This window comes from Eubacterium sp. An11 (assembly GCF_002161065.1).
Taxonomy (GTDB): Bacteria; Bacillota; Clostridia; order Lachnospirales; family Lachnospiraceae; genus Anaerobutyricum; species Anaerobutyricum faecale.
The window spans coordinates 233,988-248,590 of record NZ_NFLV01000001.1 but is presented as its reverse complement, the minus strand read 5'-3'; the positions used below and the strand labels follow the sequence as shown (position 1 = coordinate 248,590).

General features: G+C 49.1%; 15 protein-coding genes. 2 read left to right on the top strand and 13 right to left on the bottom strand.

The window, feature by feature from the left end; translation table 11 throughout:
- Positions 1-148 precede the first annotated feature (148 nt).
- Both B5E53_RS01040 and B5E53_RS01035 read left to right on the top strand, forming a co-directional pair.
- Positions 149-628 carry an S-ribosylhomocysteine lyase gene (locus tag B5E53_RS01040; protein WP_087311887.1) on the top strand — a complete coding sequence of 160 codons (480 nt, stop codon included), beginning with the start codon at positions 149-151 and terminating at the stop codon, positions 626-628.
- A gap of 171 nt (positions 629-799) precedes the next feature.
- On the top strand, positions 800-994 hold the full coding sequence (locus tag B5E53_RS01035; protein WP_087311885.1) for a hypothetical protein: 195 nt from the start codon (positions 800-802) through the stop codon (positions 992-994).
- Between the two features lie 706 nt (positions 995-1,700).
- Here B5E53_RS01035 and B5E53_RS01030 read toward each other — a convergent pair.
- The 13 genes from B5E53_RS01030 to purB all read right to left on the bottom strand — a co-directional run bounded on the left by B5E53_RS01030 (position 1,701) and on the right by purB (position 14,585).
- A complete protein-coding gene (locus B5E53_RS01030) occupies positions 1,701-1,961 on the bottom strand; it encodes a YlmC/YmxH family sporulation protein (RefSeq protein ID WP_087311883.1) in 261 nt (86 codons plus the stop codon).
- Positions 1,962-1,977: 16 nt separating this feature from the next.
- On the bottom strand, positions 1,978-2,928 hold the full coding sequence (locus tag B5E53_RS01025; RefSeq protein ID WP_162611735.1) for an alpha/beta hydrolase: 951 nt from the start codon (positions 2,926-2,928) through the stop codon (positions 1,978-1,980).
- A 133-nt stretch (positions 2,929-3,061) separates the two neighbouring features.
- Positions 3,062-3,853 (bottom strand): RnfABCDGE type electron transport complex subunit B, encoded by a 792-nt coding sequence (locus tag B5E53_RS01020; RefSeq protein WP_087311879.1) that lies wholly within the window; start codon positions 3,851-3,853, stop codon positions 3,062-3,064.
- Positions 3,854-3,868: 15 nt separating this feature from the next.
- A complete protein-coding gene (locus B5E53_RS01015; protein WP_087311877.1) occupies positions 3,869-4,444 on the bottom strand; it encodes an RnfABCDGE type electron transport complex subunit A in 576 nt (191 codons plus the stop codon).
- Positions 4,445-4,459: 15 nt separating this feature from the next.
- Positions 4,460-5,182 (bottom strand): electron transport complex subunit E, encoded by a 723-nt coding sequence (locus B5E53_RS01010; RefSeq protein WP_087311875.1) that lies wholly within the window; start codon positions 5,180-5,182, stop codon positions 4,460-4,462.
- A gap of 2 nt (positions 5,183-5,184) precedes the next feature.
- The gene (locus B5E53_RS01005; RefSeq protein WP_087311873.1) at positions 5,185-5,811 is read right to left on the bottom strand and encodes an RnfABCDGE type electron transport complex subunit G; all 627 of its coding nucleotides are present in this window, start codon (positions 5,809-5,811) and stop codon (positions 5,185-5,187) included.
- Positions 5,808-6,764, bottom strand: a complete 957-nt coding sequence (locus B5E53_RS01000; RefSeq protein ID WP_087311871.1) for an RnfABCDGE type electron transport complex subunit D — start codon at positions 6,762-6,764, stop codon at positions 5,808-5,810. The genes B5E53_RS01005 and B5E53_RS01000 overlap by 4 nt, the downstream gene beginning before the upstream one ends.
- Positions 6,765-6,782: 18 nt before the next feature.
- Positions 6,783-8,096, bottom strand: a complete 1,314-nt coding sequence (gene rsxC / locus B5E53_RS00995) for an electron transport complex subunit RsxC (RefSeq protein ID WP_087311869.1) — start codon at positions 8,094-8,096, stop codon at positions 6,783-6,785.
- 272 nt (positions 8,097-8,368) lie between these two features.
- Positions 8,369-8,776, bottom strand: coding sequence for a NusG domain II-containing protein (locus tag B5E53_RS00990; protein WP_087311867.1), 408 nt, complete (start codon positions 8,774-8,776; stop codon positions 8,369-8,371).
- Complete coding sequence (locus B5E53_RS00985) at positions 8,748-9,770, bottom strand: glycosyltransferase family 2 protein (RefSeq protein WP_087312205.1); 1,023 nt, start codon at positions 9,768-9,770, stop codon at positions 8,748-8,750. The genes B5E53_RS00990 and B5E53_RS00985 overlap by 29 nt, the downstream gene beginning before the upstream one ends.
- A 70-nt stretch (positions 9,771-9,840) precedes the next feature.
- Positions 9,841-11,130 carry an adenylosuccinate synthase gene (locus B5E53_RS00980; RefSeq protein ID WP_087311865.1) on the bottom strand — a complete coding sequence of 430 codons (1,290 nt, stop codon included), beginning with the start codon at positions 11,128-11,130 and terminating at the stop codon, positions 9,841-9,843.
- 259 nt (positions 11,131-11,389) lie between these two features.
- Positions 11,390-13,060 carry a polysaccharide biosynthesis protein gene (locus tag B5E53_RS00975; protein WP_087311863.1) on the bottom strand — a complete coding sequence of 557 codons (1,671 nt, stop codon included), beginning with the start codon at positions 13,058-13,060 and terminating at the stop codon, positions 11,390-11,392.
- Positions 13,061-13,151: 91 nt separating this feature from the next.
- Positions 13,152-14,585 carry an adenylosuccinate lyase gene (gene purB, locus B5E53_RS00970; protein ID WP_087311861.1) on the bottom strand — a complete coding sequence of 478 codons (1,434 nt, stop codon included), beginning with the start codon at positions 14,583-14,585 and terminating at the stop codon, positions 13,152-13,154.
- Between the last annotated feature and the right edge of the window lie 18 nt (positions 14,586-14,603).

Sequence of the window (14,603 nt, the reverse complement as noted above, 5' to 3'; positions counted from 1 at the left end):
TATTTACTATTCATTTCGCGGTTGACCTTTTTGGAAAAATTATATATCATGTACATGATATCGGGGTTCTGACACAGAAATTTATAGATCGTACCGGAACCTCCGCAATACCTGTCAATTGATCATTACATATATGAAGGAGAATACCATGGAAAAAATTGCAAGTTTTACCGTTAATCATCTGGACCTCATTCCGGGTGTCTATGTTTCAAGAAAAGACTACGTGGGACAGGAAGTTCTCACCACCTTTGATCTTCGTATGTGCGCGCCAAACCGCGAGCCTGTGATGAATACCGCAGAGCTCCACACCATTGAACATCTGGCTGCCACCTATCTGCGGAATGAACCGGACTGGAAAGAAAAGGTCATCTACTTTGGGCCGATGGGATGCCGCACCGGCTGCTATCTGATCCTCGCCGGTGACTATGAATCCAAAGACGTGGTTTCCCTTGTCCGCGATACTTTCCGTTTCATCGCTTCCTATGAAGGCGAGATTCCGGGAGCCGCTCCAAAGGACTGCGGCAATTACCTGGATCAGAATCTGCCGATGGCAAGATTCCTGGCCAAAAAATATCTGGATGAAGCTCTGGAGAATCCGACCGAGAAGAATCTCGTCTATCCGGAATAAAAAATGTGACAGATAAATTCTTCTCCATCCGGAGTCATTTATCTGCATAATTTTTTTTGATTTTCACATACTACCTCCTGACCCCGGAAAAGGGACAGACCTTTCGTCCCGGATACCGCGGGCACTCTTTTTGATTCACTATCTTTAAACTATGCAGGAGGAAAATGTATTATGAAAAGTTCAAAACAGACCTATCAGGAAGTGGCGGAAGCCTGCAGCAAATATGATCCGGTTTCCAGCGAGTACGCAGCCAAGAATTCCAGTTGTGACTGCAAGACGCCAAGCTGCTTAAACTGCGTGCATTTTGATAAGAACGAGCACTGCGTTCTCGACTTGTACGATCAGATCGTAGAACGGATTCAGTAATTGCACACCGCATTGTAAAAAGATAAGAAAAAAGACGAGCCGGCAGAGACATGCACTGTTTCTGCCGGCTTGGCTTTTCCAAAATTGGGATTTGTCGCTTTGAACCTATAGGTTTTGAAATGATCCCGGTGAATAAGAACAGACGGAATTTGCAGCTTTATATGTATCACAGAAAAACGCAGTCAGGGAAGTTTCCTCCTCCACTTCGGCAGGCTGACAGATGCTCCTCTTTCTATGACTGTCATCGACGCCTGCGCTCACAGTCGTCGTCGATCTTCCCTGATCCGTTTTTCTATCATGATCACACATGCCGCAAATCCCTGTCTCCTGCATCATCCGGATGATAAGAAAAATACCTGATTCAAACCGACACAAGAGCTACCTGTGCGGCTTGCTCTGCAGGTACATGCCAGACAGACACGACCATAAATTTGGGTATCCGCTATTCGTCTGTAGCCATAGCCTGCTGTTTTACCAACGTAGCACAGGATTTTTGCAAAGGTGGAACAAAGGCTTTTCAACAGACAGATGACGTTTTGGACACATACGGCTTTCGACCGCGAGCTGTGAGGGAGGACTGATATAGTCCTTTTACAAGGATATCCCTGGTCAGTCCGACTGAGGGCCGAGACGGTCGAATCCGTATGTGCCCTTACGTCATTGTCCGTCTGAACAGATAGCTGTTACCACCTTTACAAATCCCGATTTATAGTTTCACAAAACATTTCTTCTCATCAATGTCCACCAGGATGATGTCCACGCCGATCTTGACGACACAGCCATAGGGGATCCTGTATTCTCCCCTTTTCCCCATACAGCCGCAGTACTTGCTCCCTACGGGCACAAAAAGGCAGGTGATGCAGCCGTTTCCAAGATCAATCTCCACATCACCCACACAGCCCAGTTTTTTCCCGTCCTTGCAGTTGATCACTTCCCGGTTTCCAAGCTCCCAAAATCGAACATGCATAAAAAGACTCTTTTTTTCAGTATATGCCGTTTACGCCGTCTGGTTCCTCCACATATTTTTTCATCCACTCCAGCATATCATGAAAAACGATATTCCGGTCCGGATCGCTCTGCAGTTCATGACGGATGCCGTCGTAAAGCTTCATCTGTACACAGCACCCCTGATCGGAAAGCCTGTGATAGATCTCCGTGATGCCTTTGCCGAAATTACCGATGGGGTCCTCTTTTCCGCTGATCAGAAGGATCGGCAGTTCCTTATCAATGGAATGATACCACTTTCTGGTGGAGACCAGTCCCAGCATCTTGAAAATATTCTCATAAGCACTTAAGGTAAACCGGAACTGAGAACGTTTGTCGGAGCCGTAACGCTCCCTCACTTCCTCATCCGCGCTGAACCAGGAGAGACAATCTTTCTCCCGGCGGAACTTCCGGTTCAGTCTCCGGTAAATCATACTTTCCAGGAAGCAGCTCCGGTGATTCAGTCCCTTGAAACGCCGCATCAGCGCTGTGAAAAGGATCGCCCGGCGGCAGTACTTCTGTTTGCTGCTGGTGCCGGAGAGAATCACGCCGTCCCACGGAAATTCGTACAGACAGCAAAGCCGTGTCACCAGAGACCCCATGCCGTGACCGTAAAGGAAAAACGGGATCCCCGGATATTCTCTCTTGATATAAGCTGCCAGCCGCTTGACATCTTTCACCAGACAGGACCAGCCGTCCTCTTCTTCCAGCTGTCCTAGATCTTTCTCCTCGGAAGAACGTCCGTGGCCGATAAAATCACAGCCGCAGACCATCACGCCGTGATCCGTAAAAAACTGGATGAGTTCTTCGTTTCTCTCTATGTAATCCTTCCACCCATGGGTAATCTGCAGGATGGCCCGCAGGTCGGTTTCCGGTTCGAATATATAATAATGAATTCTGTTTTTATGATTTGCACTGCGGTAAGTACCGCGGAATTTTGAATATGCCATATCTGTCTCCATTCACTTTCTCTTTTTTCTTTATACATAATACTCCTTAAGTGTGAAAAAAAAAGGCTATTTCCCTTGCATTTTTATTAAGGGAAATAACCTTTTTGTGAACATCTTCATAAATTCTTAAGAATTACAGAATTACTTTTGCCGGACATTTCTCCGCACATTTACCACATCCGGTACATTTGCTGTAATCGATATGGGCAATATTGTTCTCTACAGTGATGGCTCCGTCTTCACAGGTCTTCACGCAGAGCTTACAGCCGATACAGCCGGCCGCACAAACTTCCTTCACCGCCTTGCCAAAGGCTTTTGAATTACATGCCACCTTGTGCTGGGCGCTGTACGGAACCAGTTCGATCAGAGACTTCGGACAGGTGTCCACACATTTGCCGCAAGCCACACACTTCTCTTTATCCACCAGGGCGATGCCATTTACGATATGGATAGCGTCAAAATCGCAGACCTTCACGCAGCTGCCAAAACCAGTACATCCGTATTCACAGGCCTTCGGGCCGCCGCCAGGCACGCTTACAGCGGACACACAGTCCTCATTGCCGAAATATTTATATTTGGATGAAGCCTTCTCACAGGTTCCGGCACATTTGACGAAGGCTACCTTTTTCTCCATATCTCCGGCTTCCACACCCATGATCTCTCCGATCTTTGCCGCCACGGCAGGACCTCCCACCGGACAGGCTCCTACCGCCGCTTCTCCCTGGGCGATGGCTTTTGCCAGGGCGTCACAGCCGGCAAAGCCGCAGCCGCCGCAGTTGTTTCCCGGCAGACATTCTCTCACTGCGATTTCCTTTTCATCCACAGGCACTTTAAACTTCTCGGAGGCAATACCAAGAAGAATGGAAATCACAAGACCTGTTCCTCCGACAACGGCTGCCGCAAGGATAATTCCAGTTACACTCATCTTTTTTCCCTCCTGTTAAATAATACCTGAAAAGCCGAAAAAGGCAATGGACATAAGCCCTGCCGTCACGAGAACGATCGGCATGCCTTTCCATGAGGCAGAGATTTCATTGTATTCCATTTTTTCCCGGATACCCGCCAGAATAACGATGGAAATCGTAAAACCAAAGGAGATACCAAAACCGTAAACGGTGGATTCCAGAATATTGTAACCGTAAGTTACAGAATTAAGGGCAACACCGAGTACCGCACAGTTGGTGGTGATCAGCGGAAGATATACGCCCAGCGCCTCGTAGAGGGATGGAACGGACTTCTTTAAGAACATTTCCACAAACTGTACCAGTGCGGCGATGACCAGAATAAACACAATGGTCTGCAGATATTCAAGTCCCAGAGTGACAAGAATAAATTTATAAATTAACGATGTTATGAACGCTGAGATTGTAATAACGAAGATAACAGCAACTCCCATACCCAGGGCGGTATCTACTTTTTTGGATACGCCCAGGAACGGACACAGGCCGAGGAACTGGCTGAGGACAACGTTATTGACAATGGCAGAACTGATAATGATCAACAATAATGTTTCCATATTCTACTTTCCCTCCTATTCGTTATCCTTCTTCTGATCCACGGTCATGTCAAAGAAACTGCGGCTTCCGCAGGCGCTGTTGGTACACTGAGAACAGTCTCCACATCCGCCTGTTGTCTTCGGCTGGCCAGGTGCTTTCGGTTTCCGGTTCTTGATCTTGTTCTGAATGGCAACCAGACAGGACAATACGAAGAACGCGCCCGGAGCCAGAATAAAGATGGTGATCGGTGTGTAGAAGGATTCTGATAATACCGTGAAACCAAAAATCGTTCCCGCACCCAGAAGCTCTCGGAAAGCGCCGAGAATCGTCAGAGAAAGAGTAAATCCAAGTCCCATTCCCAGACCGTCAAAGAAAGAATTCACCGGGCCGTTCTTGCCGGCATACGCTTCCGCACGGCCGAGAATGATACAGTTCACAACGATCAGCGGGATATATACACCCAGGGAGTCATTGACAGAAGGCACGTACGCCTGCAGTAAAAACTGCACGATGGTGACCAGAGAGGCAATGACAACGATATATCCCGGAATCCGGACTCTGTCCGGAATAAAATTCCTGAGAAGTGAAATTACCAGGTTGGAAAACATCAATACGGCTGTTGTGGACAGGCCCATACCGATACCATTGATGGCGGAAGTGGTAACCGCCAGGGTCGGACACATACCGAGGGTGAGCACAAGAGTCGGGTTTTCTTTGATGATACCGTTAATCAGTCTTTCAACAGGATTATTTTTCATCTTTAGTTCCCCCCTTCTAATGTATGGAAGTAAATGATACAGCTGTTCACCGCACCAGTGACCGCATTACTGGTGATGGTCGCGCCGGAAATGGCATCGATTTTGGCGTCATCGTTGGCACCGGAGCCATCTTTCACCACGGTAAAGGCATCCACCTGTTTGCCGGCAAACTGATCTGCCCATTCTGCATCCTGAGCATTCATGCCAAGACCCGCTGTCTCATTGATGGATAAAATAGAATATCCGTTGACAGTTCCGTCCGCCTGGATACCGACGGTGAGGGAAATATCCCCGCCGTATCCTTCCGCGGTGGTCACATTAAAAATATATCCGAGGGCCTCTCCGGAAGCGTCCACCGCCTCAACCACAGAGGTGATTTCATCATCTTCGTGACCGTCGATAGGATTATCACCGGACGCCAGAACTTTCGCGGCTGCTTCCGGACTGAATCCATCTACTTCCTCGAAATCCGCTGCGTCAGGAAATACGGCAGCATAGGCTTCCATCTGTGTTTTCTCTTCCTGCGCCGCGATCGGTTCTTTTGTGATGCCGTAAACCGCACCGAGAGCCGCGCCGGCAATGACCGTGATGGTCACAAGCTTAATACAGTCTTTGATCAATGCATTCATTTCTTCTTACCTCCTTTTCCAAATGCGGCAGGAGTGGTAAATCTTTCAATCAGAGGTACCAGCAGGTTACAGAAGATGATCGCGTAGGATACACCTTCCGCGGAACCTCCGAAGAGACGGAAGATTCCCGTAAAGATACCCAGCAGAATACCAAAAACAATCTTTCCGACAGGAGTGATCGGGGAGGTCACATAGTCCGTTGCCATAAAGAAAGCACCGAGCATCAGACCGCCGCCGAACAGATGGCCTGCCAGATATGTCATATCAAATCCATGTCCGCCGAAGAGCAGAACAAAAATTCCCAATGTCACAATGTAGCACACCGGAATCTTCCAGCTGATGACCTTTCTGGCAATCAGATAGATACCTCCGATGATCAAGAGCAGAGAAGAAGTCTCTCCGATGGTTCCCGGAATCACGCCCAGGAACATATCCTTGATATTAACCGCCTCACCGGCTTTAAGCGCTGCCAGCGGGGTAGCGGAAGTTACGGCGTCAAAGCTTCCTCCGAATCCGTGATAGGAGAAATTCGTCATGATTCCCGCAAAGGAAATCAACAGAAAACAGCGGGCGCCCAGCGCCGGGTTCATGAAGTTCTGTCCCAGGCCGCCGAATACCTGTTTTACCACGATGATCGCGAACACACCGCCGATGACCGGAATCCAGAATGGTACTTCCGGCGGCAGGTTCAGCGCCAGCAAAAGACCTGTCACCGCTGCGCTCAGATCATTGATGGTTATCTTTTTGTGCATAAAACGCTGCCATATGTATTCACTGATCACACAGGCCAGAATACAAATCACAGTATTGATGATCGCCTTCACACCAAAATTCCAGAAACCAAAGATGGTGGCCGGAAGCAGCGCGATGATCACATCCCGCATGATGCTCTGAGTAGAAGCCTTATCCCTTACATGAGGATTGGCTGATACGTTATATAATTGTTCGTTCATTTTTCACCTCTCCTTATGCTATGCTTTCTTCCGTCTTAAAGCCAGCGCCTCCCGGCGTCCGGTCTTCATGGACTGGGTTAATCTTCTCTTGGCCGGACAAACGTAGGAACAGCATCCGCATTCCACACATTCACATCCGTTTAACTGATCAAACAGCGCAAAATCTCCATGATCTGCCACCTCAGAGAGCTTCGTAGGCATCAGGCCCGCAGGACAGACTTCCACGCAGCGGCCGCAGCGGATACAGTTGCCAGGTTCACAGGCCGCCACCTCATCTTTGGTAAAGCACAGCAGAGAAGAAAACGTCTTTCCGCAGGGAACATCCAGGGTTCCCAGTGCCATACCCATCATAGGGCCGCCGGAAATCACCTTCTCCGGACGGATCTTAAATCCACCGGCTGCCTCCACCAGCTCTGCCGCGTTCGTTCCGGCTTTGACCTTAAAGTTACCCGGAGCATTCACCGCGTCACCGGTCACTGTCACCACTCTCTCATAAAGAGGCTTGCCCATGGTCACCGCCTCATGGATGGCGATGGCTGTGGCCACATTATCCACAATGCAGCCGGCGTCCGCCGGAAGCATACCGGAGTTGATGGCACGTCCTGTAATCGCATAGATCAGAGAACGTTCCGCTCCCTGCGGATATTTTGTCTTCAGTTCTGCCACCTCAATGCGGGATTCGCTCTTGCACAATTCGCGCATTTTTGCGATGGCGTCCGGTTTGTTATCTTCTATTCCAATAACCCCTTTTGCCTTCGGGAACAGGGAAAGAATCAGATTCAGACCGGAAATCACCTGTTCCGGAATCTCCATCATGCAGCGGTAGTCTGCCGTGATATACGGCTCACATTCCGCTCCGTTGATAATAATGGTATCAATCTTATCCGGTTCTTTTGGAGAAAGCTTCACATGCGTCGGGAAGCCCGCACCGCCGAGGCCCACAATACCTGCCTCTCTGACAGCGGCGATCACCGCTTCCGGAGTGCGGTCTGCCACAGGCGTAAACTCTGCCTGTTCGTACTGTCCGTCGTTCTCCACGATAATGCTGTTCACCTTCGCGCCGGAAACAGTCATCCTTGGTTCGACAGCTTTCACTGTACCGGAAACAGAACTGTGAATGTTAGCGGAAACAAAACCGCCGGCTTCCGCAATTCTCTGGCCGACCAGCACCCGGTCTCCTTTCGCCACACAAGGTACAGCAGGGGCGCCGATATGCTGGCTCAAAGGATAGACCATCTCTCCCTGCGGCAGGTATTCAGTAATCGGTTTATCTTTACTGAGATCCTTTCCATCGTAAGGATGAAGGCCACCTTTAAATGTAAGTAGTCCCATTTTTTTACCCTCTTTCTTTCGCTTTTTGTCGCTACATCTGCAACTATAAAGAAATTTGTCAGATTGAAGTAAGCTAAACTTAATAATATAGTAAAAAAAAACGAAAATCAAGATACGTTAATTAAATAACAAACACTTTCTTTTCGTTTTTTCTTTATACACAATTATTAAATAATTATTCAAAGTCATACAAAAAAAATCTTGTTAAATGTATCAGAAATAAAACAAAATTTTTTTATGATCGATGTTTTTTCGTTAATATAATAACAATATCAACGGGTAAGCACATCAAATTCCGGATTCTCTGTCTCTCCCTCTCCGGCAATGATCTCCACCACCACTTTGTGGGGCAGACAGATAATGGACTCTCCCACATCGGAGATGGGCGCATGATCGACACACACCTTATCGGGGCAGTCCGCCTCCGTCATGTCCGCCTGCCCTCCTTCGATCACCAGCGTATTGCTTCCGCCAACACCCTCAATGGCAACGGTATCATCACGGTTCAGCGGATACTCTCCTGTCACTGTTCCGTCCACTGTCACCCGGACAATCTGCCCGCCTTCTCTTCCGATGTTTACCCAGATCAATCCTGCGGCGGCAATCACGAGAAAGAAAAGGATGAGGATGACATCCTGCTTCCGAAAAACTCTAGTTGAATCCGATCCACTTCTGCGCAATCTTATATCCTCCCATTGTCAGCTTATGAGACAGCTTGCCATGGGAACTGGAAAGCTTGCCCAGCAGAGAGTGTTTGAGAGTCTGATACGCATTCGGAGACTTCTCCCGTAAGTATTTCCAGACGTCGTCTCTCATCTCCATGGACTCTTCTGTATTCATCTTCATCAGCAGAACGGAAGTTACCATCATGATCGTTTCCAGATAATGCTGCATATACTCACACAGCTGCGGACAGGAAAAACTGTCTTCATGCTTTGCGTAAATATCAATCATGATCTTATTGACCCGGATCTGCTGATCAATACGGGACATCATGACCTTTTCATTGACGGACTGATCTTCCCGGCCGATAAAATACCGGTAAAAATCCGTGTCCAGATAAAACATCTTTTTCACATACGGCAGCGGCCAGTAGACGAAAATATTATCCACATAAAAAGTGTGCTTCGGCAGTTCAAAACCGCAGTCCCGCAGAAGCTGCGTGCGGTAAATCACCGAATGCATCAGGATATTCTGGCTCGCTCCGAAATGTCCGATATCCTCCCAGCCGAAATAACAGTTTTCCGGTAAAATGGAACGATACTGGATCACCTTTTTTCTCTTGGCGCCCTGTTTCTCATATACATAATTGCAGATGAGCATATCCAGGGGCTCTTCCTCCTTCACCGCCTGACGAAGGAAAGAAAGTACCTTTTCATAAGATTCCTGGTCCACCCAGTCATCACTGTCCACAACTTTATAAAAAAAGCCGGAAGCATGGCGAAGGCCGGCGTTGACCGCCTCGCCATGTCCTCCGTTGGGCTGATGGACTGCCCGGACGATGGTCGGATACTTCTCCGCATACTCATCGGCGATCTGCGGAGTCGCATCTTTTGAACCATCATCAACAATAAGAATCTCCACTTCTTCCCCGCCAGTCAACAGGCTGTCTATGCAATTCCTCATATAATCCTGCGAATTGTAACTTGGGATTGCTATGGAAAGCAGTTTCATAATAATCTCCTTCTGGTCTTTTCTTTCAGTATGGATGCCAGCGGCATCATCATCTGTCAACCGTCAAAGTCTACTTGCTCGGTGTACGGTAAATGATATCCTCACGTCCCGGTCCGTTGGAAACCATGGTGATCGGATATCCAATCTGCTCTTCGATAAACTCGATGTATTTCCGGCAGTTTTCCGGCAGATCTTCGTATTTTCTGATACCACGGATATCGCTCTTCCATCCCGGCAGAGTCTTAAGAACCGGTTTTGCCTTCTCAAGAAGAGGGGTCACCGGAAACTCTGTGGTGACTTCGCCGTCAATCTCATAACCCACACAAACCGGAATCTCATCCAGATATCCCAGCACATCCACCACCGTGAATGCCACATCAGTGGTTCCCTGCATACGGCAGCCGTATTTGGATGCCACACAGTCAAACCATCCCATTCTTCTCGGTCTTCCGGTGGTCGCTCCGAACTCTCCGCCGTCTCCGCCGCGGACTCTGAGCTCCTGAGCCTCATCGCCAAAGATCTCGCTGACAAACGCGCCGGCTCCCACAGCACTGCTGTAAGCCTTGCAGACCGTCACTACCTTCTCAATGGCGTATGGAGGCAGTCCTGCGCCGATGGCGCCGTATGCTGCCAGTGTGGAAGATGAAGTTACCATCGGATAAATACCATGGTCCGGATCCTTCAGAGTCCCCAGCTGTCCTTCCAGAAGAATATTCTTCCCTTCTTTTAATGCTTTATCCAGATATAAAGATACATTGCACACATAAGGGGCCACCATCTCTTTGTATTCCATCAAAGTATCATATAACTCGTCTGCATCAATGAGCGGCTTATGATATAAATGCTCCAGAAGAACATTTTTCTGAGAGAGCACCCGGTCAATCTTCTCTCTGAGGGCATCTTCTTCCATGAACAGTTCATTCACCTGGAAACCGATCTTTGCGTATTTGTCCGAATAAAACGGAGCAATGCCGGACTTGGTGGAGCCGAAGGACTTGCCTCCCAGACGCTCTTCCTCGTACTGATCGAATAAAATGTGATACGGCATCACAATCTGCGCCCGGTCAGAAACCAGAATCTTCGGTTCCGGAACTCCCTTGGACACAATCTCTTTAAGCTCATTAAACAATACCGGAATATTCAGCGCCACGCCGTTGCCGATAATACTTGTGGTATGACCGTAAAACACACCGGACGGCAGCGTATGAAGGGCGAACTTCCCGTAATTATTTATAATTGTATGGCCGGCATTGGCACCTCCCTGGAAACGGATAATAATATCGGAATCCTGGGCGAGCATATCTGTAATCTTACCTTTTCCCTCGTCACCCCAGTTGGCGCCTACAATTGCTTTTACCATGCGTTCTTTCCTCCCAGTTATCTAAAAAACATATTTTGTAATTTCAGGCAGAATTCCACCTGCTCAAAAAAGCATAACAGTCCAGCCATGACATCTCGGAAACTCACTGCTAACGCAGCTTACCTGGCACTATGCGCCTGTTTCCTCAACTATGGCAGAATGCCATATGCCTGAACTGTTGTCAAAAAACAACATTTTTATTATATCTCACTTTTATATAGAAGTAAAGGAACAACTTCCCGCCATATCGGAAAATACCTTACAGCAGCCGGAACTTCCTTGCCAGACGGACCATCATATATCCTTTCGGAAATCTTCGCAGTTCCTCCTCAGATACACCCTTTAATTTTATCAGAAGTGCAAAATATACGACAACTGCAAAAACAATGGAAACCAGCAGGCATACCAGCACCAGCAGCCGAAGAGGAAGCAGCGCTCCCAGTGCTCCGCCCACGATCATGTAAAGTCCCTGATAGAAAATATAGCAGAGCACGCCCATTCCCACCGCAGATACGGCCGGAATCACAAAGGTCTTCCTCACCTCCTGCCGGTATCCCAGATACCGGCGGACGCTGATACTGTTTAACACGCACATGAAAAATGCATAGAACATGGTGGCAAATACCAGAGCCAGCAGATCCATGTTGGTGAAATACAGCAGGCCTGCCAGCAGCAGCACGTGAAGCAGCAGCGATACCGCTGCATTTCTGAGCGGCACATTGACCTTTCCGATTCCCTGCAGGACGCCGTTGGTCACGGTGGAAAGGCAGTAGAATACCACGCTGATACAGCCGATACGCAAAAGCCCCACAGCCAGATCAATGGTATCCCTCTGCGGGAACAGCACCTGCATGACCGGATACGCCAGCACACACAGGCCCACCGCGCTCGGAATACTGATGAGCATAGTGAAATGCACCGACTGTTTCACCTGGGCGTTGCACTCTTCATAGTTCTCCAGGGTATAGGCCGAGGACACCGCCGGGATCATAGCCGTGGACATGGAGTTGGCCAGGGCCACCGGCACGTTGATCAGCGTCAGATACTTGGTGGAAAAAACTCCGTAAAGGGCTGCGGCCGTATCCGACAGCACTCCCTTATAATCCATCACGTCCATGAAGATCGTCTGATCGATGGGCGCGCTGATATTATAGACACAGGTGCTGAGGATGACCGGCGTGATCATCAGGAACATCACCTTGAAGATATCCCGGTAGGAACTGTTCTCCGCCGTCACATCCTGCTCGCAGTGTTTCATAAAATACGGGCGGTTCTGCCGGTAGATAAAGACTATAAAAATAAGACCTGCCGCCACGCCGGCCACGATACCGGCCGCGCTTCCCATGGCACCAAAGACAGGAACACTGCCCTCGTTATTCCCGGCAAAAACCTGAATGAACAGCACCGCGGCACCGATGCTGACAATGGCATTCAGCACCTGCTCGATGATCTGGGAGATGGATGTCGGCATCATCGTCGAATGTGCCTGGAAGTATCCCCGCAGAACACCGAGGAAACCGGACAGAAAGATGGCCGGCGCCAGCACCCGGAGGACCGGGATCGCCTTCTGCTGGCTGTCCGGAACCAGGATGGATGCACCAAAGAAGGTAAACAGACTGGCGATCGCTCCTACGATCAGAACATAGATCAGGGCGCAGCGGAACACCTTATGGGCTTCCCGGTACTGTTTTAAGGCCAGCTTTCCGGAAACCACCTTTGAAACGGCCATCGGTATGCTGTAAGAAGCGATCAGGAGGACCATGGAATACAGATTATAAGCAATACTATAATATCCGTTTCCTTCGTCCCCGATGATGCTGGTGACCGGACTCCGGTAGAGCACTCCGATGATTCTCACCAGGATCCCCGCCGCCATCAGTATAGTCGCCTGCGCTATTACATTTTGTTCACTCGAATTATTTCTTCCCACTGTATCCTTCCTCTCAGAGTCTTTTCCCTGAATCCTTCCTGCTCTTTTTCCGCGGTCCGGACTTCAGACCGCTTCTGCCTGTCACCTGCTTTTATACGTTGATTTCCGCCTTCATGCCAAGGACGTCTTTGTTCGCCTCGAGGATCGGGCGGACATATTCATTGATGTATCCTTCCGTCTGCTGCGGCGCACATCCCACAAAGTTCTCCGGCTTCATGATCGCCTGGATCTGTTCAAGGCTCATGCCGAAAGCCGGGTCAGCGGCAATCCGCTCCAGCAGGTCATTGTCTTTTCCTTCTTCTTTCACTACACGGCCCGCTGCCATGGAATGCTGACGGATCTTCTCGTGCAGTTCCTGACGGTCTCCGCCGGCCTTCACCGCATCCATCATGATGTTCTCTGTGGCCATGAACGGAAGCTCTCTCATGAGATGTGCCTCGATCACCTTCGGATATACCACCAGGCCGTCCACCACATTTAAGTATAGATCCAGGATACCGTCGATGGCCAGGAATCCTTCCGGCACAGACAGACGCTTGTTGGCGGAATCATCCAGCGTTCTCTCAAACCACTGGGTGGAAGCCACCAGGGCCGGATTGATCATATCCGCCATCACATAGTCAGCCAGGGAAGCCATACGCTCGCTGCGCATCGGATTTCTCTTATAGGCCATGGCAGAAGAACCGATCTGATTCTTCTCAAACGGTTCCTCAACTTCCTTTAAGTGCTGGAGAAGACGGATGTCGTTGGAGAACTTATGGGCGGACTGGGCGATTCCTCCCAGCACATTGATCACACGGCTGTCCACTTTTCTGGAATAGGTCTGTCCAGAAACCGGATAACAGGTCTCAAAGCCCATCTTTTCAGCAATCTTCTTATCAATCTTGCGAACGGTCTCATAATCTCCGTTGAACAGTTCCAGGAAGCTTGCCTGGGTTCCTGTGGTTCCTTTGGAACCGAGAAGCTTCATGGTGCTGATGACATAATCAAGATCTTCCAGGTCAAGCATCAGATCATTTAACCACAGAGTGGCTCTCTTGCCCACGGTGGTTGGCTGCGCCGGCTGGAAATGGGTGAACGCCAGCGTCGGCAGATCTTTGTATTTCATGGCGAAAGCCGCCAGCTCACTGATGACATTCAATACTTTCTTCCGCACCAGTTTCAGAGCTTCTGTCATGATAATAATGTCGGTGTTATCTCCCACATAGCAGGAAGTAGCTCCCAGGTGAATAATGCCCTTGGCATTCGGACACTGCACACCGTAAGCGTATACATGGGACATAACATCATGGCGGACTTCTTTTTCTCTTTCTTTTGCCACCTCAAAGTTAATATCGTCGGCATGAGCCTTGAGCTCCTCGATCTGCTCTTTTGTCACACTGTCAAGACCCAGCTCATACTCGGTCTCTGCCAGGGCAATCCAAAGCTTTCTCCATGTTTTAAACTTCTTGTCCGGTGAAAAAATATACTGCATTTCCTTGCTGGCATAGCGCTCAGAAAGCGGACTCTGATATCTGTCGTACATCGTTTTCCTCCTGTTTTC